Raw genomic sequence first — 17,191 nt, 5'->3', positions numbered from 1 at the left:
GTGCCGGCCGGGCCGCCCGACGGCGGGCCGGTGCGGCTCGCGGGCGCGTCCGTGCCGATCGGGCCCGGACCGCGGGTGGCCGACGCCCGGGCCGCCGCGGTGAAGGCGCCTCCCCCCGAGGCGGGTCTCGCCGCGTCCTGGTCCCGGCCGGGCACCGGGGTCAACGGAGTGGTCGGATCCGTGCCCACGGTCCCGCCGCCGAGCCTGCCCCCGGAGACGGCCACCGGCTGGCGGCCGTGGCGCTTCCGCATGTCCAACGACGTCTGGGGCACGCCGTCCGTCGCCGACGACCTCGTCTACGTCACGTCCTTCGAGGTCCACGCCCTGGACGTGGCGACGGGCCGCCGCCGCTTCAAGACCCGGGACGTGGCCTGGTCGATGGCGGTCGCGGACGGCCGTATCCACGCCTCCGACGGTCCCACGCTCTTCGCCCTGGACGCCCGTGAGGGCACGGACCTGTGGCGGCTGTCGACGGACGGCTGGGTGTACTCCCTCAAGGCCGACCGCGGCACGGTCGTCACCGGCACCCGCGGCGGCGGCGTGCAGGCGTGGGAGGCGTCCAACGGCCAGAAGCTGTGGGAGATCACCGGCGCACAGACGGACTTCGAGGCGCCGGAGGCCGGACCGCTGGTCCAGGACGGCACGGTGTACGTGTGGAAGGACGCCCGGCTGCGCGCCCTGGAGGCGCGTACGGGCGAGGAGCGCTGGTCGTACCCCATCGGGGACGCGGCGTCCTGCGGCGGCGTACCGGTGCGCCTGACCCAGGCGCCGGACGGCTATGTGTACGTCTCGGCCGGCACCCGGGTCCTGGCCGTCGAGGTGGCGAGCGGAATGGTGCGCTGGCACTTCGAGGCGCCGGCGGTGTTCCTGTGCCCGCCCACCTTCGTACCGGGCCCGGCGGTGAGCGGCGGCGGCATCTACCTCGCCGACTACCTGGGCACGGTGTACGCCCTCGACGCGACGGACGGCCGCGACCGCTGGCGCATCGCGACGGAGTCGCGGGCGGCGATCGAACCGGTGCTGGTGGCCGCGGGACACGTCCACGTGGGCAGCGGCAAGGGTCTCTACACCCTGGACGCGGTCACGGGCACCCCGAAGTGGCGCTTCCAGGCGGGCGGCGACATCGTGGGTACCCCGGCGGTGTCGGAGGGCCGCATCCACTTCGGCTCCACGGACCACCTGCTCTACACCCTCAAGGCCGACGACGGCCGGCTGCGCTGGAAACTGGCGACCGGCGGCGAGATCACCGGCGCGCCGGTCGTGAAGGACGGCGTGGTGTACGCGTGCAGCAAGGACCGCTGCGTCTACGCCCTGGACGCCGAGAAGGGGACGGGGACGGCACGGACCGCCTGAGCGGCCCAAGGGTCAAGACGGCCGTCGTACCAGACCGTACGGAAGGGGCTTTGGACGGCGGCCGTCATCGAAGACGCTACGCCCAGTACCCGAGACGTGCCACGCGGTGGCCACCCGCCCGGCCGTCACCGCACCCGGAACCCCTCCGCCCGCCTCCGGGCGAACAGCTCCGCCTGCCGCTCCGCCGGCAGGTTCCCGAGCGTGATGAGCGCGGGCGCCTGCGCGAAGGCCTGCGCTCGCGCCGCCTCCTTCGCCGCCCACAGGGCCCGTACGGTGCCCTGCACCCCCTCAGGTGGGTAGGAGGCGATGACGGCGGCGCAGCTGATGGCCGCCTCCAGCGCGCCACCGGGGGCGGTGAGTTCGGAGACCAGCCCGACCTCGTACGCCCGCTGCGCGGAGATCCGCTCGGCGGTCCCCATGAGCGCCATCCGCGCCGCCTCCCCGTAGGGCATCCGGTGCGCCATGTAGACGGACTCGTACGCGCTGACCATCCCGTAGGTGGTGTGCGGGTCGAAGAAGGCCGCGGTCGTGTCGGCGACGGTGAACTCGCTCTCGCCGAGCAGATAGAACGCCCCGCCGCAGGCCATGCCGCGCACGGCGGCGATCACCGGTTTCCACAGGTCGTTGGCCTTCGGGCCGATCCTCAGCAGGGGATCGTCCACCATGTACGGCGAGCCCGGCTGCGGCACGTCCGCGTCCCGGTCGAGCCCCGTGCAGAAGGCCCGCTCGCCCGCCCCGGTGAGAACGACGGCCCGTACGGAGTCGTCGAACCGCAACGCGCGCCAGCAGTCGGCGAGTTCGCAGGCCATGGTCAGGTCGACGGCGTTGAGCTTCGCCGGGCGGTCGAGGGTGACGACCGCGACCCCGGTCTCCTTGTCGGCGGCGATCCGCAGCCCCCCGCTCACGACCGCTCCAGAACCCACCGGGGCAGCCCGTCCCCGTCGAAGACGACCTGCACCCTGGCACCGATGCGGATCCGGTCGGTGGGCAGCGAGTTCAAAGGCGCGTCGGGGCCGCCGACGAGATTCCCGACCAGCCGGACGCGTGGCGCCTCGGCCAGCTCCACCACGATCACGTTGTACGGCGCCTGGGCCGCGTAGGCCGGAAGCAGCGGCGGATGCGGTACGACGTACGACCAGATCCGTCCCCTCCCGCTCATCCGCCGCCACTCGCTCGCGAACGACCGGCAGTGCGGGCAGCAGGGGCGGGGCGGGAAGCGCAGCTCGCCGCAGTGGGCGCAGGCCTGGATGCGCAGCTCGCCGAGGGCCGCGTACTCCCAGAAAGGAGCACCGTCCTCGTCGTGGACGGGAGAGAGGAGAGCGTCGCTCACGGTTCAGCTCCTCAGGAGAAGGGCGGAGGTCGGGACACCCTCGCCGGCGGTGACCAGACAGGTGGCGGCGCCCGGAACCTGCGCGGTGCTGGTTCCCCGGAGCTGCTTCACACCCTCGTTGATGAGATTGAACCCGTGGACGTACGCCTCGGACAGTCCGCCGCCCCCGGTGTTGAGGGGCAAGCGCCCCCCGATCTCCAGCGCGCCCCCCTCGGTGAACGCCCCGCCCTCCCCCCTGCCGCAGAAGCCGTACCCCTCCAGGGAGAGCGGTATCAGGGGCGTGAACGCGTCGTAGATCTGGGCGACGTCGATGTCGTCCGGAGTGAAGTCGGCGTGTTTCCACAGGTGCCGGGCGGCCGTCCAGGCCGGGCCGGTGAGCGGGTCGTCGTTCCAGTAGTTGACCATGCCGTGGTGCTGGGAGGGGAGGCCCTGGGCCGCGGAGTGGACGTACACGGGCCTGCGCCGGCAGTCGCGGGCGCGCTCGGCGGAGACGACGACGCAGGCCAGGGCGCCGTCCGTCTCGAGGCAGTTGTCGAAGAGACAGAGCGGCTCGCTGATCCACCGCGAGGTCATATACATGTCCCGCGTCAGGGGCCGCTCGTACATCATCGCGGCGGGATTCTGATTGGCCCGGTTCCGGCAGGCGAGGGCGACGTTGAAGAGATGGTCCCTGGTCGCGCCGTACTCGTGCATGTAGCGGCGGGCGAGCATCCCGATCTCGTCGACCGGCCTCAGCAGCCCGAAGGGCCGTGTCCACTGCGCCGGGGTGGGCAGCTGGACGGCCGTGTTCTTCCAGGGCCGGGGCCCGCTTCCGCGCTTGCGCGACCGCCAGGCGACACCGACGGTCGCCTGTCCGGTGGCGACGGCGGCCGCGAGGTGCGCGACGGTGGCACAGGAGCCGCCGCCCCCGTAGCCGACCTTGCTGAAGAAGGTGAGGTCACCGAGCCCGAGGGCCTTGGCGACCTCGACCTCGTCGGTCTCCTCCATGGTGTAGGAGGCGAGCGCGTCGACCTCGCCGGGCGCGATCCCGGCGTCATCGAGAGCGGCGAGGACGGCACGACAGGCCAAGGCCTTCTCGGACTGCGGGAGTTGCCGGGCGAAGGAGGTCTGTCCGATACCGACGATGGCGGTGGCGTCCTTGAGCCCGTTGAGCCCTGCCGTTGCCATGTGCACACCTCCGCGGGAGTCGCGACGGGCGGCTGACAGCCCGTCAGGCTACAGCTAATCTGACGGGTAGTCAGCTATGCGTCCGGGGTCGCGTTTCGGGAGGTCGCTGTGCGCGCAGACGTGGAGTGGGGCAGCATTCCGGGGCTGGTGCGGAGCGCCGCCCGGCGCTACGCCGCCGTCGAGGCGGTCGTCGAGGGCCGTACGCGGATCTCGTACGCCGAACTGGGCGCCCGGGTGGAACGTGCGGCGGGGGCCTGCGTCGCGAACGGGATCGGCGTCGGCGACCGGGTGGCGATCTGGGCGCCGAACACGCTCGACTGGATCGTCTCGGCGCTCGGCGCGGTGTCGGCGGGCGCGGTCCTGGTCCCGCTCAACACGCGCTTCAAGGGCACGGAGGCGGCGTACGTACTGGAGCGGAGCCGGGCGAAGCTGCTGTTCGTGACGGGCACGTTCCTGGGGACGTCGTACGTGGCGTCCCTGCGCCGCGCGGCGGGCGACGGACCCGGCGACGGCCCCCTCCCGGGCCTTCCGAACCTTGAACAGGTGGTGGTCCTGGCGGACGACGCGCCGGCCGACTTCCGTACGTGGAAGGACTTCCTGGCGAGCGGGGAGGGCGTCGGCGAGCCGGAGGTGCGGGAGCGTGCGGCGGCCCTGACCGGGACGTCCCTGTCGGACATCATCTTCACCTCGGGCACGACGGGCCGCCCGAAGGGCGCGATGATCACGCACGCGCAGACCCTGCGGGCCTACGGGATCTGGACGGACCTGGCGGGCCTGAGGCAGGGCGACCGCTATCTGATCGTGAACCCCTTCTTCCACACGTTCGGCTACAAGGCGGGCGTCCTGGCCTGCCTGATGCGCGGCGCGACGATGATCCCGCAGCCGGTGTTCAACGTGGACACGGCGCTTGCGAACATAGCGGCCGAGCGCGTCTCGGTCCTGCCCGGCCCGCCGACCCTGCACCAGTCCCTCCTGGACCACCCCTCCCGGGACGCCCACGACCTCTCGGCCCTGCGCCTGGTGGTGACGGGAGCGGCGGTGGTGCCTTTGAGGCTGGTGGAACGCCTGCGCGGCGAACTCGGCGTCGAAACGGTCCTGACGGCGTACGGCCTGTCGGAGGCGAGCGGTTTCGTGACGATGTGCCGCCGGGGGGACGATCCCTCGGTGACAGCGACGACCTCGGGCCGGGCGATACCCGGAACCGAGGTGCGGGTGGTGGACGCGAACGGCGCCCCGCTGCCCCCGGGCACCCCGGGGGAGATCCTGGTCCGCGGCTTCAACGTGATGCAGGGCTATTTCGAGGACGAGCGCGCCACGACGGAGGTCCTGACCCGGGACGGCTGGCTGAGGACGGGCGACGTGGGCATTCTCGACGCGTCCGGCAACCTCCGCATCACGGACCGCATCAAGGACATGTACATCGTGGGCGGCTTCAACGCCTACCCCGCGGAGATAGAGCAACTGCTGGGCCTGCACCCGGACGTGGCGGACGTGGCGGTGATCGGCGTACCGGATCCGCGGCTGGGCGAGGTCGGCAAGGCATACGTCGTCCGCCGCCCGCACTCGCTCCTGACGAGCGACGACCTGATCGCCTGGTCCCGCCGCGAGATGGCGAACTACAAGGTGCCGCGGGAGGTGGAGTTCGTCCCCGAACTGCCGCGGAACGCGAGCGGGAAGGTGGTGAAGGGGGAGTTGCGGGGGCGTGCGCGCTAGGGCCTGTCTTTCGGATCGGCTCGGCGTCCGAAAGACAGGCCCTGGCCGGACACACTTCGGCCGCGGCGGCTCCCCCTCCGCGCCGCCGCGGCCGATCCCCGTGTGGAGATGGGTCTGTTCAGGCCTTCTCGTCCGTCGCGTGGTTGTCCAGCGGGGTCACCGTGCCGCCGGTCGCGTGGTTGTCCAGCGGGATCACCGTGCCGCCGGTCGCGTGGTTGTCCAGCGCGATGATTTCCTCGTCGGTGGCGTGGTTGTCGAGCGTGGTGACGTCCTTCACGTCCGTGGCGTGGTTGTCGAGCGGCTTGACCACGGAGTCCTTCTTGGCATCGCTCATGGACTTGTAACTCCCGTTCAGTGATGGGCGCTGCCCGCCCGGCAACTCCCCCGAGGGCCGCCGGACGGGCATATCAGGGCCGTTCACCCTAGCGGTGGTAATCACCGCTGACCCGTCTGCCCCCCGACGCGACGGATCGACAACTCGAGAGTGCCTTGCCGCGATAAACGAACGATGAACGTCCCGCCGCAGGCTACGCGGCAGCCGCGGGGGTGAGCAGGAGCCGCACGTCGGCGGCCTCGGGCGAACCGAGTTGATCGAAGATTCCGAGGGCTTCCAGCCAGCAGGCCTGTGCCCGGCCGGTCTGGCCCAGGCCGCTGAGCGCGCGGCCGAGGACGGTGAGCACATTGCCCCGCCGCCATTCGCCTCCGATCCCGCGCAGGACCGCCAGCGCCTGCTCGGCAAGGGCCGCCGCCTGGGCCGGCCGTTGCCCGGCGAGGTGGGCCTCGGCGAGCCGGAAGAGCGTCATCCCTTCCCACAGCCGCTGCCTGCTGTCGCGGAAGACCTCCAGCGCCTCGGTCAGCCGGTCGACCGCGGCATCCAGTTCGCCCTGCCCGGTCAGCGCCATCCCCAGCGCGTACCGGCCGTTGGCGCCGCGCAGCGTGTGGCCCAGCCGGTCGTAGATGACGATTCCCTGCTGCGCGAGTTCCACCGCGCTGCCTACCTGCCCCATGGCCAGATGGATACGGGAGAGGTTGCAGAGCGCACTGGCCTCTCCCGCGAGGTTCCTGTCCAGGCGGAAGCTTTCGATGGCCTGCCGCAGATAGGCCTCGCCGTCGGCATGGCGGTTCTGGTAGAGCGCGATGATGCCCCGGTCGTTGGCGGCCCAGCAGCTGGGTGCCAAGTCGTCCGCGATGTGGGCCAGTTCCATCGCCGTGCGCGCTTCCTCGTCCGCCTGGCCGAAGCGCCCGGCCACGAGATGGACGTTGGTGAGCGTCGTGAGCGCACGGCTCCGGGCCTGCGGATCGCCCGCCTGGTCGGCGGCCTCCCGCAGTGCGTGCGCGGCGGTCTCGTACTGCTTGGAGTTGGCGCCCGATTCCGCGAGGTCCTTGGCCGCCCACAACAGGTCCACGGCGCGCCGCAGCATGGAACTCTTCGCGCACTGCTGGATGAAGGCGAGCAGGGCGTGGGCTTCGGAGTACAGCCAGTCCTGGGCCTGATGGCGGTCCTCGAACGTCAGCCCCGGGTACTGCGTGGCCTCGAGGTGCTCCACCAGCCGGTCCCCCGGCCGCTCGATCGCATAGACCCCCGCCGCCGTCGCCAGATAGAAGTCCAGCAGTCGCGACATCGCCGCGTCCCGCTCGCTCGGCGGTTGTTCGTCCCGTTCCGCGCACGCACGCGCGTAGAGCCGGACCAGGTCGTGGTAGCGGTAGCGGCCGGGCGCTGCCGACTCCAGCAGTGAGGTGTCCACCAAGGACTCCAGCAGGTCCTCGGTCGCCTCCACGGGCAGGTCCAGCACCGCCGCGGCCGCCGCCAGGGAGATGTCCGGACCGTCCGCCAGGCCGAGGAGGCGGAAGGCGCGGGCCTGGGCCGGCTCCAGCTGTCCGTAGCCCAGCTCGAAGGTGGCCTTGACCGCGAGGTCACCGGCCTGCAGCTCGTCCAGCCGGCGGCGTTCGTCCGCCAGCTTCGCGGCCAGGACCGAGACCGTCCAGGTGCGGCGCGCCGCGAGGCGGGAGGCTGCGATACGGATCGCCAGAGGGAGGAAGCCGCAGGCCGCGACCACGTCCAGTGCGGCCTTGCGCTCCGAGCCCACCCGCTCCTCGCCCACGATCTTCGTGAAGAGATGCAGGGCCTCCTCGGGGGACATCACGTCCAGGTCCACCAGATGGGCGCCCGCCAGGTCCACCATGCGCACCCGGGAGGTGACGAGGGCCGCGCAGCCCTCCGTGCCCGGCAGCAGCGGGCGTACCTGGGCCGCGTCCTTCGCGTTGTCCAGCAGGACCAGGACCCGTCGCCCGTCCAGCACCGAGCGGTACAGCGCCGCCCGCTCCTCCATCGAGTCGGGGATCGCCGAGTCCGGCGTGCCCAGGGCGCGCAGGAAGGAACCCAGGACCGTCTCCGGTTCCGCCGCACGCTGGCCCGCGCCCTGCAGGTCCACGTACAGCTGGCCGTCGGGGAACGCTCCGCGTGCCTGGTGCGCCACGTGCACGGCAAGGGTCGTCTTGCCGACGCCCCCGATGCCCGCCAGTGCCGAGACCGCCATCACCCGGCCCTCCGCCGAGGCCAGCACGTCGCTCAGCTCGGCGACGAAGGACGCGCGGCCCGTGAAGTCCGGGACCGTGGCCGGTAGTTGGGCCGGGCGCACCGGTGCGACGGAAGGCTCCGCTGCCGGGGCCGACGGTTCCGCCAGGGCCGGGTCCGCCCGCAGTATGCGCTGCTGGAGTTCCTTGAGGCCCGGACGCGGGTCGACCCCGAGTTCGTCGGCGAGCAGGCGGCGCGTGTCCGCGTACACCGCCAGCGCCTCCGCCTGGCGGCCGGACCGGTACAGCGCCAGCATCAGCAGCTCCCGCAGGCGCTCGCGCAGCGGGTGGGCCGCCGTCAGCGCGGTCAGCTCCGACACCGCCTCCGCGTGGCAGCCCTGCTCCAGGTCCATGTCGAGGCGGGACTCCAGCAACTGCTGGCGCCATTCCTCCAGGCGTGTGCGCTGCGCCTCCGCGTACGGGCCGGGCACGCTCGCCAGCGTCTCGCCGTCCCACAGCGCCAGCGACTCGTTCAGTGCATGCCGGGCATGGCACAGGTCCCCGGCGCTCTTCGCCTTCTCCGCCTCCGCGGCCAGCTCCTGGGCCGCCGCGAGGTCCAGGCTGCGGGACTCCCGCAGCCGCACCGCGTATCCGCCCGACTCGCTGACCAGCGTCCCGGCGGAGAGGATCTTCCGCAGCCGGGAGGCGTACGTCCGCACGGCCGCCAGCGCCCGCGGCGGCGGTTCGTCGCCCCACAGCGCGTCGATCAGCTCCGACGCCGTCGCCGTTCGGCCCTCGCGCAGCAGCAACGCGGCCAGCAGGGCACGCTGCTGTGGCGAGCCCGTGGGCAGCAACTCGTCTCCGTGCCAGGCGCGCACCGGTCCGAGCACGCCGAAGCGCAGTGTCGCCGATTGCTCGGGACTCCGCTGCTCCGGTACTCGCGGTACACCGTCCATCGCTGCTCCCTGGGCCCCTGCCGAACCGTCCACAACCAAGAGGCCAGTTTGCCTTGTTCATGGCGGATGCGTCAGCCGTGGGAGACGGCGATCACAGGCCGCCGCTCGGGGCATCACACGGTCTGCACATGCTCTCCCCACGGCGGGAGGCGGTCACGGTAGCTGACGGTTCGTCAGATCGGCGCTACCGTGACCGGCATGGAGACCTCACAGGCCAACGGAACCAACGGAACCAACGTCACCAATGGCACCTTCCCCAGGATCATCTCCGTCGACGACCACACGGTGGAGCCCCCGGACGTCTGGCAGGACCGGCTCCCGAAGAAGTACCGGGACGTCGGTCCGCGTATCGTCCGTGCGCCCCTGAAGGAAATGACCTTCCTCGGCGGGAAGTTCGCCCCGGTCATGGGCGCCCCCGGCGACGACGGCCCGCTCGGCGACTGGTGGGTGTACGAGGACCTGCACCGGCCCCTCACCCGCCTCGACACCGCCGTCGGCTGCAGCAGGGACGAGATCAAGCTGGAGATCATCACGTACGAGCAGATGCGGCCCGGCTCGTACGACGTCCCCCAGCGTCTCGCCGACATGGACGTCAACCACGTCCAGTCCGCCCTGTGCTTCCCCACCTTCCCCCGCTTCTGCGGGCAGACCTTCACCGAGGCCAAGGACCGCGAGCTGGGACTGCTGTCCGTCCGGGCCTACAACGACTGGATGGTGGAGGAATGGTGTGGGCCCGAGGCGCACGGCCGTCTCATACCTCTCACCCTCATCCCGCTCTGGGACGCGGAGCTCGCCGCCGCCGAGGTGCGCCGCAACGCGGAGCGCGGCGTCCGCGCCGTCGCCTTCTCCGAGATCCCGCCCCGCCTCGGGCTGCCGTCGGTCCATACCGACGACTGGGACCCCTTCCTCGCCGCCTGCGACGAGACGGGCACCGTCATCGCGATGCACATCGGCTCCAGCAGCAGGATGCCGTCCACGTCGGCCGACGCCCCGCCGGCCGTCGGCTCCACCATCACCTTCGCCAACTGCTGCTTCTCGATGGTCGACTGGCTGATGAGCGGCAAGTTCGAGCGCTTCCCGGACCTGAGGGTGATGTACGCGGAGGGGCAGATCGGCTGGATCCCCTACATCCTCGAGCGCGCCGACGTGGTGTGGGAGGAGAACCGGGGCTGGGGCGGGGTCGCCGACAAGGTCCACCGCCCGCCGTCCGAGCTCTTCGCCGACCACGTCTACGGCTGCTTCTTCGACGACGCCTTCGGCCTGAGGAACCTGGACGCCATCGGGGTCGGGAACGTCCTCTACGAGACCGACTATCCGCACTCCGACTCCACCTGGCCTAAGTCGCGGGAGGTCGGTGAGGCCCAGATGGGGCATCTGGACGGGGATGTCGTGGAGCGGATCGTACGGCGCAACGCCATCGAGCTGCTGGGGCTGACGGACGACGGTCTGTGGTCCGGGCCGGGCGGTACCCGTTGAGCGGGCGCCTGCGGTACGGGATGCAGCTGCCCGTCCAGTCCCAGAGCACGATCTACGCCGAGCTCTGGGAGGCCGGTGCGGGTCCGGAGGACCTCGTCGCCGTCGCCCGGGCCGCCGAGCGCGCCGGGTTCGACTATGTCGCGAGCTGCGACCACGTCGCCGTCCCGCGCCGTCTCGCGCCCGCCATGAGCACGGTCTGGTACGACCCCGTCGCCACCCTCTCCTACCTAGCGGGTGTCACCGAACGCGTGCGGCTGCTCAGCCATGTCGCGATCGTCGGGCTGCGGCATCCCCTCGTCACGGCCAAGCAGTACGCGACCCTCGACCACCTCTCCGGCGGACGGCTCGTCCTGGGGGTGGGGGCCGGGCACGTGGAGGAGGAGTTCGAGGCCCTGGGAGTGGACTTCCGCCGCAGGGGCGCCGTGCTGGACGAGTGCATCGACGCCCTGAGGGCGGCGCTCGGACCGGAGGAGTTCCCCGAGTACCACGGGAAGTCGTACGACTTCGAGGGGCTCGGGCAGCGGCCCCGGCCCCGGCAGGAGAACATCCCCCTCTGGGTCGGCGGCTCCTCGCCGGCCGCCGTGCGCCGGGCCGCGCTGAAGGGCGACGGCTGGCTGCCGCAGGGCGACCCGCGCGACCGGCTGCCCGGGCAGATCGGCCGTCTCAGGCGGCTGCGGGCGGAGGCGGGCATCGAGGCCCCGCTCACCGTCGGCGCCATCACCGAGCCTCTGTATGTGGGCGATCCGGCCTGGGACGTGGGGCGGCGCACGGTCAGCGGGGCACCGGAGGCGGTCGCCGAGTCGCTGCGCGCGTACCGCGCGATGGGCGTGGACCAGATCCAGGTGCGGTTCCGCTGCCGGAGCCGTACCGAACTCACGGACCAGATAGCAGCGTTCGGGGCCGAGGTCGCGCCCCGCCTGGACTGAGGAGACCCATGGGCAAGCTGGACGGGCGCGTCGTCATCGTCACCGGTGCGGCGCGCGGACAGGGCGAGCAGGAGGCGCGGCTGTTCACGGCGGAGGGCGCCCGGGTGGTCCTCGGGGATGTGCTGGACGACCAGGGCGAGGCCCTCGCCAAGGAGCTGGGCCAGTCGTACGTCCATCTCGATGTGAGCCGGGAGGCCGACTGGGCCGCCGCCGTGGCCGCCGCGAAGAAGGCGTACGGGCGCATCGACGGGCTGGTGAACAACGCCGGGATCCTGCGGTTCAACGCGCTGGTCGACACGCCTCTCGACGAGTTCATGAACGTCGTGCAGGTCAACCAGGTCGGCTGCTTCCTCGGCATCAAGGCCGTCGCCCCTCAGATCGCGGCCGCCGGCGGCGGCACCGTCGTCAACACCGCCTCGTACACCGCGATGACCGGGATGGCGGCCGTGGGCACGTACGCGGCGACCAAGCACGCCATCCTCGGTCTCACCCGGGTCGCCGCGATCGAGCTGGCGCCGCAGAAGGTCCGCGTCAACGCCATGTGTCCGGGGGCCATAGACACCCCGATGTCCAACCCCGCCCGGCTGGACGCGGAGGCGGACGCGGAGGAGATGTCCAGGGCCCTCGACGAGCTGTACCGCAAGCTGGTGCCGCTGGGCCGGATCGGGAAGCCTGCGGAAGTGGCGAAGCTCGCCCTCTTCCTGACCTCGGACGACTCCTCGTACATCACCGGGCAGCCGTTCGTGATCGACGGCGGGTGGCTGGCCGGGGTCTCCGTTATCTGACTTACCGTCAGCTATTGACGCTCCATCCCGGCAGTGCCAGAGTTTCGGCGCAGATGAATCTGACGGTATGTCAGATAGGCGACCGTCGGACAGGACTCGTGGGGACGGTGAACCTCCTTGGAATTCGGGCTCTTTGTACAGGGATACGTCGGCAAGCGGGCCGAGACCGACCCGCTCGCGGAGCACAAGGCGCTGATGGAGGAGACCGAGTACGTCATCCAGGCGGACAAGTCCGGCTTCAAGTACGCCTGGGCGTCCGAGCACCACTTCCTGGAGGAGTACTCGCACCTCTCCGCCAACGACGTCTTCCTCGGCTATCTGGCCCACGCGACGGAACGGATCCACCTCGGCTCCGGGATCTTCAACCCGCTCGCCCAGGTCAACCACCCGGTGAAGGTCGCCGAGAAGGTCGCCATGCTCGACCATCTCTCCGGCAACCGCTTCGAGTTCGGCAGCGGACGCGGGGCCGGGTCCCACGAGATCCTCGGGTTCCTGCCGGGCATAACCGACATGAACCACACCAAGGAGATCTGGGAAGAGACCATCGCCGAGTTCCCGAAGATGTGGCTGCAGGACGAGTACCAGGGCTTCCAGGGCAAGCACTGGTCGCTTCCCCCGAGGAAGGTGCTGCCCAAGCCGTACGGGAAGTCGCACCCCGCGATGTGGTACGCGGCCGGGTCCCCGCCGTCGTACGCCATGGCCGCGAAGAAGGGCCTCGGCGTGCTCGGCTTCAGCGTGCAGAAGGTCTCCGACATGGAGTGGGTGCTGGAGCAGTACAAGACGGCGGTCGTCGACGCGGAACCCATCGGGGACTTCGTCAACGACAACGTGATGGTGACGACCACCGCCATCTGCGCGCCCACGCACGAGGAGGCGATCCGGATCGCGGTGAACGGCGGACTGCACTACCTGCCGTCCCTCGTCTTCCGCTATCACGACACCTTCCCGCGCCCCGAGGGCTTCCCCGTCTGGCCCGAGACCCTCCCCGAGTACACCGAGGAATTCCTCGAACTCCTCATCGAGGAGGAGCTGCTCATCTGCGGCGACCCCGACGAGGTGCTCACCCAGTGCAAGAGGTGGGAGCAGGCCGGGGCCGACCAGCTCAGCTTCGGGCTGCCCGTCGGGATCCCGAAGGAGGAGACGCTTCAGACGATCCGGCTGATCGGGGAGCACGTGATCCCGAAGATCGACACGGATCCCGTGCACCGCACTACGCGGTTTCGGCAGGCCGCGTGATCGCTCCGCTTGGGCGGGCCGGATCGCCTGCCCGCCGTGGAGGCTGAGGAGCGTTCGCGACTGCGGGCCGTCTGTGGCTGGTCGCGCAGTTCCCCGCGCCCCTTCGGGCGCGACGCCGCACCGGACGTGAGGAGGCAAAACGACATGCTCGACCACCTGATCAGGGGTGCGACCGTGGTCGACGGCACGGGCCGCCCTGCGTACCGCGCCGACGTCGGCATACGGGACGGCCGTATCGCGGCCATCGGCGAGATCACCGAGGAGGCCAGGACCAGCGAAGACGCGCACGGCCTCGTCCTCGCCCCCGGCTTCGTCGACCCGCACACCCACTACGACGCCCAGCTCTTCTGGGACCCGTACGCGACCCCGTCCCTGAACCACGGGGTCACCACGGTCGCGGCGGGCAACTGCGGTTTCACCCTTGCGCCCCTCAACCCCGCCCGCCCCGAGGACGCCGACTACACCCGCCGGATGATGTCCAAGGTGGAGGGCATGTCCCTGGTCGCCCTGGAGGAGGGGGCGCCCTGGAACTGGCACACCTTCGGGGAGTACCTGGACAACCTCGAAGGCCGGATCGCCGTCAACGCGGGTTTCATGGTGGGGCACTGCGCGCTGCGGCGGTATGTGATGGGCCCGGACGCGATCGGCGGACAGCCGACCGGGGAGCAGTCGGCCGCCATGATCCGGCTCTTCCACGAGGCCATGGACGCGGGCGCCTGGGGCCTGTCCACCACCCAGTCCTCCACGCACTCCGACGGCGACGGGCAGCCGGTCGCCTCCCGGCATGCGAAACCCGCCGAGCTGCTGGCCCTCGCCAAAGCGTTGGGGGAGCACGAGGGCACTCAGATCGAGGCGATCGTCGCGGGCTGCCTGGACCAGTTCAGCGACGCCGAGATCGACCTGTTCGTGGAGATGAGCGCGGCGGCGGGACGCCCCCTGAACTGGAACGTCCTCACGATCGACGCCTCCGTTCCCGAGCGCGTTCCGCGCCAGCTCGTCGCGAGCGAGCGGGCCCGGAAGGCGGGCGGCCGGGTGGTGGCCCTCACCATGCCGATCCTCACGCCGATGAACATGTCGCTCGGCACCTTCTGCGCGCTCAATCTCATCCCCGGGTGGGGCCCGATCCTGGGCCTGCCCGTGCCCGAGCGGATCGAGAGACTGCGCGACGCCGACGTACGGGCCGAGATGCTGAGGCGCGCCGGTTCCAAGGAGGCGGGCGTCTTCCGGCGGCTCGCGAACTTCGGGCGGTACGTCATCGGGGACACCTACAGCCCGCGGAACGACGGCCTGACCGGGCGGGTGGTGAAGGACATCGCGGCCGAGCGCGGCCAGGACCCCTTCCACTGCCTGGTGGAGATCTGCGCGAACGACGACCTGCGTACGGTCCTGTGGCCCATGCCCACCGACAACGACCCCGACTCCTGGGCCCTGCGGGCCGAGACCTGGCGGCACGAGGACGTCCTGCTCGGTGGCTCCGACGCGGGCGCCCATCTGGACCGCATGTGCGGGGCGCCGTACACGACGCGGTTCCTCGGGGACTGTCTGCGCGGCCGGAGGCTGGTGCCGCTGGAGCAGGCCGTGAAGATGCTGACGGACGATCCCGCGCAGCTGTTCGGGCTCCGGGAGCGCGGCCTGGTGCGGGAGGGCTTCCATGCTGACCTGGTCCTCTTCGACCCGGAGCGGATCGACGCCGGCCAGGCCACCCTGGTGCACGACCTGCCGGGAGAGAGCCCGCGGCTGGACTCCCGGGCGATCGGGGTGAGGGCGGTCTGGGTCAACGGCGTCGAGGCGATCCGGGACGACGTGGTGTCCGGGGCCGTACCGGGCAGGGTGCTGCGGTCCGGGCAGGACACCAGGACGGTGAGCACCACGTGACCGAACGGCAGCGGCTGTTCGTCGGCGGCGCGTGGGTCGAGCCCGACGGGGGCCACTACGAGGTCGTCGACCCGGCGACCGAGCAGACCGTCGGATGGGCGCCGGAGGCCTCGCGGGATCAGGTGCACGCGGCCTGCGCCGCGGCCCGCGAGGCCTTCGGACCCTGGGCGCGGAAGACACCGGAGGAACGGGCGACCGTCCTCGCCCGTGCGGCGGACGTGATGCAGCGCAACCTCGTGCCGTACGCCGAGCTGGCGCAGGCGGAGAGCGGCGCCACGACCGGTACGGCGCGCGGGATGCAGGTCGGGGTCGCGGTGGCCCGGTTCCGGCGGTACGCGCGGGTGGAGCCGGTGGAGCAGCCGCTGCCGCCGCAGATCAACGAGGCGGGGCCGTTCGGACCGGCCGCCGTCATGGGTGCGCTCGCGGTGCGCCGGCCGGTCGGCGTGGTCACGTGCATCACCTCGTACAACAACCCGTGGGCGAACCCGGCGGGCAAGGTCGCCCCCGCGCTGGCGATGGGCAACACGGTGGTCGTGAAGCCGGCCCCGCAGGACCCGCTGTCGGTGTACCGCATGGCGGAGGCGCTGGAGGCGGCCGGTGCGCCGCCCGGTGTGGTGAACGTGGTCAGCGGTTCCCGGCCGGAGGCCGGTGAGGCGGCCGTGGACTGCCCGGACGTCGACATGGTGAGCTTCACCGGGTCGACGGCGGTCGGGCAGCGCATCGCCGAGGTCTGCGGTCGGTCCATGAAACGGCAGTTGATGGAGCTGGGCGGCAAGGGCGCGGCACTCGTCTTCGACGACGCGGACGTCCGGTCGGCGGTGGCCGGAATAGGAACCACCTTCTCCTTCTACAGCGGCCAGATCTGCACGGCGCCGACGCGGGTGATCGCACAGCGGGGCGTCTACGACCGCGTGGTCTCCGAACTCGCCGCTTACGCACGGGCCTTGACGATCGGCGACCCACGGGCGCGGGGCACGGTGGTGGGCCCGGTGATCTCGGCGGCGCACCGGGACCATGTGGAGTCGTACGTGGAACTGGGCCGCAAGGAGGGCGCGCGGCTGGTCACCGGCGGCGAACGCCCTCGGCACGACCACGGCTTCTACGTCGCCCCCACCCTCCTCGCGGACTGCACCCCCGACATGCGGGTGGTCCGTGAGGAGATCTTCGGCCCGGTCGTCGTGGTCGTCCCCTTCGACGACGAGGAGGAAGGCATGGCGCTGGCCAACGACACGGACTACGGCCTGATCGACTACGTCTGGTCCGGCGACGTGGCCCGCGCCTTCCGCGTCGCCGGCCGGCTGCGGGCGGGCGGCGTCGGCGTGAACACGGTCGGCCGCAACATGGAGGCCCCGTTCGGCGGCTTCAAGAAGAGCGGAGTCGGCCGCGACGTGGGCTCGTACGCCCTGCACGCGTACAGCGAGCTGCAGGCGATCGTGTGGCCCGGGTGAGGGTGACCTCACCCGTCCAGATCCACCCGCACCGTGAGCAACCCCGTCCCCAGCACCCGCACCGCCGCGCTGTTCATGCGGGGCAGCGTCTTCAGGCGGGCGCGGGGGTCGTCGTCAGGGAGGAGATGGGCCGTGCCCGGGTGCCAGCGGCCCCGGATGCGGACACGGACCCGCGGGTTCGCCCGGACGTTGCGGACGTACTGCGACCTCTCGCCGTACTCCGAGACCAGCCAGAAGGAATCCCCGATACGGCGCCCGCCCACGGGCGTCCGGCGCGGCAGCCCGGAGACGCGTCCCGTCGTCTCCAGGACCGTCTGGAGGGGCAGGCGGCGCAGCACCGGATTGCCGATGTTGCGCTGGAACGCGGTGACGGCCCGGTACTTGAGGTCGGCGTAGCGTGTCATGGTTCCAT

Annotated in this window: 14 protein-coding genes; 8 read left to right on the top strand and 6 right to left on the bottom strand. The window is 71.4% G+C overall.

The annotated features are described in order from the left end of the window. The coding region (locus ABT186_RS26235) for an outer membrane protein assembly factor BamB family protein (protein WP_351927099.1) at nucleotides 1-1,353 on the top strand (1,353 nt) is incomplete at its 5' end. A gap of 125 nt (nucleotides 1,354-1,478) precedes the next feature. Here the strand turns inward: ABT186_RS26235 and ABT186_RS26230 are convergent. The 3 genes from ABT186_RS26230 to ABT186_RS26220 are packed head-to-tail and all read right to left on the bottom strand — an operon-like array spanning nucleotide 1,479 to nucleotide 3,850. Continuing rightward, entirely contained in the window at nucleotides 1,479-2,258 is a 780-nt protein-coding gene (locus tag ABT186_RS26230) for an enoyl-CoA hydratase/isomerase family protein (protein ID WP_351230814.1), read from the bottom strand. Beyond that, nucleotides 2,255-2,683 carry a Zn-ribbon domain-containing OB-fold protein gene (locus tag ABT186_RS26225; protein ID WP_351927097.1) on the bottom strand — a complete coding sequence of 143 codons (429 nt, stop codon included), beginning with the start codon at nucleotides 2,681-2,683 and terminating at the stop codon, nucleotides 2,255-2,257. Before ABT186_RS26225 ends, ABT186_RS26230 begins: the two co-directional genes overlap by 4 nt. Before the next feature lie 3 nt (nucleotides 2,684-2,686). Continuing rightward, the gene (locus ABT186_RS26220) at nucleotides 2,687-3,850 is read right to left on the bottom strand and encodes a lipid-transfer protein (RefSeq protein WP_351927095.1); all 1,164 of its coding nucleotides are present in this window, start codon (nucleotides 3,848-3,850) and stop codon (nucleotides 2,687-2,689) included. Between the two features lie 108 nt (nucleotides 3,851-3,958). Between ABT186_RS26220 and ABT186_RS26215 the strand changes: the two genes are divergently transcribed. Beyond that, nucleotides 3,959-5,563, top strand: a complete 1,605-nt coding sequence (locus ABT186_RS26215) for a FadD3 family acyl-CoA ligase (protein ID WP_351927093.1) — start codon at nucleotides 3,959-3,961, stop codon at nucleotides 5,561-5,563. 118 nt (nucleotides 5,564-5,681) lie between these two features. Here the strand turns inward: ABT186_RS26215 and ABT186_RS26210 are convergent, their stop codons facing one another. Both ABT186_RS26210 and afsR read right to left on the bottom strand, forming a co-directional pair. Beyond that, complete coding sequence (locus tag ABT186_RS26210) at nucleotides 5,682-5,897, bottom strand: hypothetical protein (RefSeq protein WP_351230806.1); 216 nt, start codon at nucleotides 5,895-5,897, stop codon at nucleotides 5,682-5,684. Nucleotides 5,898-6,090: 193 nt separating this feature from the next. Then, nucleotides 6,091-9,033: an SARP-family global regulator AfsR gene (gene afsR, locus ABT186_RS26205; protein WP_351927091.1), complete on the bottom strand. Its 2,943-nt coding sequence runs from the start codon at nucleotides 9,031-9,033 to the stop codon at nucleotides 6,091-6,093. Nucleotides 9,034-9,231: 198 nt separating this feature from the next. Between afsR and ABT186_RS26200 the strand changes: the two genes are divergently transcribed. The 6 genes from ABT186_RS26200 (at nucleotide 9,232) to ABT186_RS26175 (ending at nucleotide 16,779) form a co-directional block, all read left to right on the top strand. Then, a complete protein-coding gene (locus ABT186_RS26200; RefSeq protein WP_351230802.1) occupies nucleotides 9,232-10,509 on the top strand; it encodes an amidohydrolase family protein in 1,278 nt (425 codons plus the stop codon). A gap of 20 nt (nucleotides 10,510-10,529) precedes the next feature. Further along, entirely contained in the window at nucleotides 10,530-11,435 is a 906-nt protein-coding gene (locus ABT186_RS26195; RefSeq protein ID WP_351927101.1) for an LLM class F420-dependent oxidoreductase, read from the top strand. 8 nt (nucleotides 11,436-11,443) lie between these two features. Next, on the top strand, nucleotides 11,444-12,220 hold the full coding sequence (locus tag ABT186_RS26190; RefSeq protein WP_351230800.1) for an SDR family NAD(P)-dependent oxidoreductase: 777 nt from the start codon (nucleotides 11,444-11,446) through the stop codon (nucleotides 12,218-12,220). 117 nt (nucleotides 12,221-12,337) lie between these two features. Further along, nucleotides 12,338-13,456 (top strand): LLM class flavin-dependent oxidoreductase, encoded by a 1,119-nt coding sequence (locus ABT186_RS26185; protein ID WP_351230798.1) that lies wholly within the window; start codon nucleotides 12,338-12,340, stop codon nucleotides 13,454-13,456. A 126-nt stretch (nucleotides 13,457-13,582) separates the two neighbouring features. Beyond that, a complete protein-coding gene (locus ABT186_RS26180) occupies nucleotides 13,583-15,331 on the top strand; it encodes an N-acyl-D-amino-acid deacylase family protein (RefSeq protein ID WP_351927089.1) in 1,749 nt (582 codons plus the stop codon). Then, nucleotides 15,328-16,779, top strand: coding sequence for an aldehyde dehydrogenase family protein (locus ABT186_RS26175; RefSeq protein ID WP_351230796.1), 1,452 nt, complete (start codon nucleotides 15,328-15,330; stop codon nucleotides 16,777-16,779). Before ABT186_RS26180 ends, ABT186_RS26175 begins: the two co-directional genes overlap by 4 nt. 8 nt (nucleotides 16,780-16,787) lie before the next feature. Here ABT186_RS26175 and ABT186_RS26170 read toward each other — a convergent pair whose 3' ends face one another. Continuing rightward, nucleotides 16,788-17,183 carry a nitroreductase/quinone reductase family protein gene (locus ABT186_RS26170; RefSeq protein ID WP_351230794.1) on the bottom strand — a complete coding sequence of 132 codons (396 nt, stop codon included), beginning with the start codon at nucleotides 17,181-17,183 and terminating at the stop codon, nucleotides 16,788-16,790. Nucleotides 17,184-17,191: the final 8 nt, after the last annotated feature.

The organism is Streptomyces sp. NPDC001634 (genome assembly GCF_040298185.1).
Lineage (GTDB): Bacteria > Actinomycetota > Actinomycetes > Streptomycetales > Streptomycetaceae > Streptomyces.
The sequence above is the reverse complement of the archived record's forward strand: the minus strand, read 5'-3'. Positions and strand labels throughout refer to the sequence as shown.

Excerpts from the sequence above, each read along its gene's own strand:
- afsR (WP_351927091.1), bottom strand. The coding sequence starts at position 9,033 with ATGGACGGTGTACCGCGAGTACCGGAGCAGCGGAGTCCCGAGCAATCG.
- ABT186_RS26190 (WP_351230800.1), top strand. The coding sequence starts at position 11,444 with ATGGGCAAGCTGGACGGGCGCGTCGTCATCGTCACCGGTGCGGCGCGC.
- ABT186_RS26200 (WP_351230802.1), top strand. The coding sequence starts at position 9,232 with ATGGAGACCTCACAGGCCAACGGAACCAACGGAACCAACGTCACCAAT.
- ABT186_RS26170 (WP_351230794.1), bottom strand. The coding sequence starts at position 17,183 with ATGACACGCTACGCCGACCTCAAGTACCGGGCCGTCACCGCGTTCCAG.
- ABT186_RS26220 (WP_351927095.1), bottom strand. The coding sequence starts at position 3,850 with ATGGCAACGGCAGGGCTCAACGGGCTCAAGGACGCCACCGCCATCGTC.
- ABT186_RS26210 (WP_351230806.1), bottom strand. The coding sequence starts at position 5,897 with ATGAGCGATGCCAAGAAGGACTCCGTGGTCAAGCCGCTCGACAACCAC.
- ABT186_RS26195 (WP_351927101.1), top strand. The coding sequence starts at position 10,530 with ATGCAGCTGCCCGTCCAGTCCCAGAGCACGATCTACGCCGAGCTCTGG.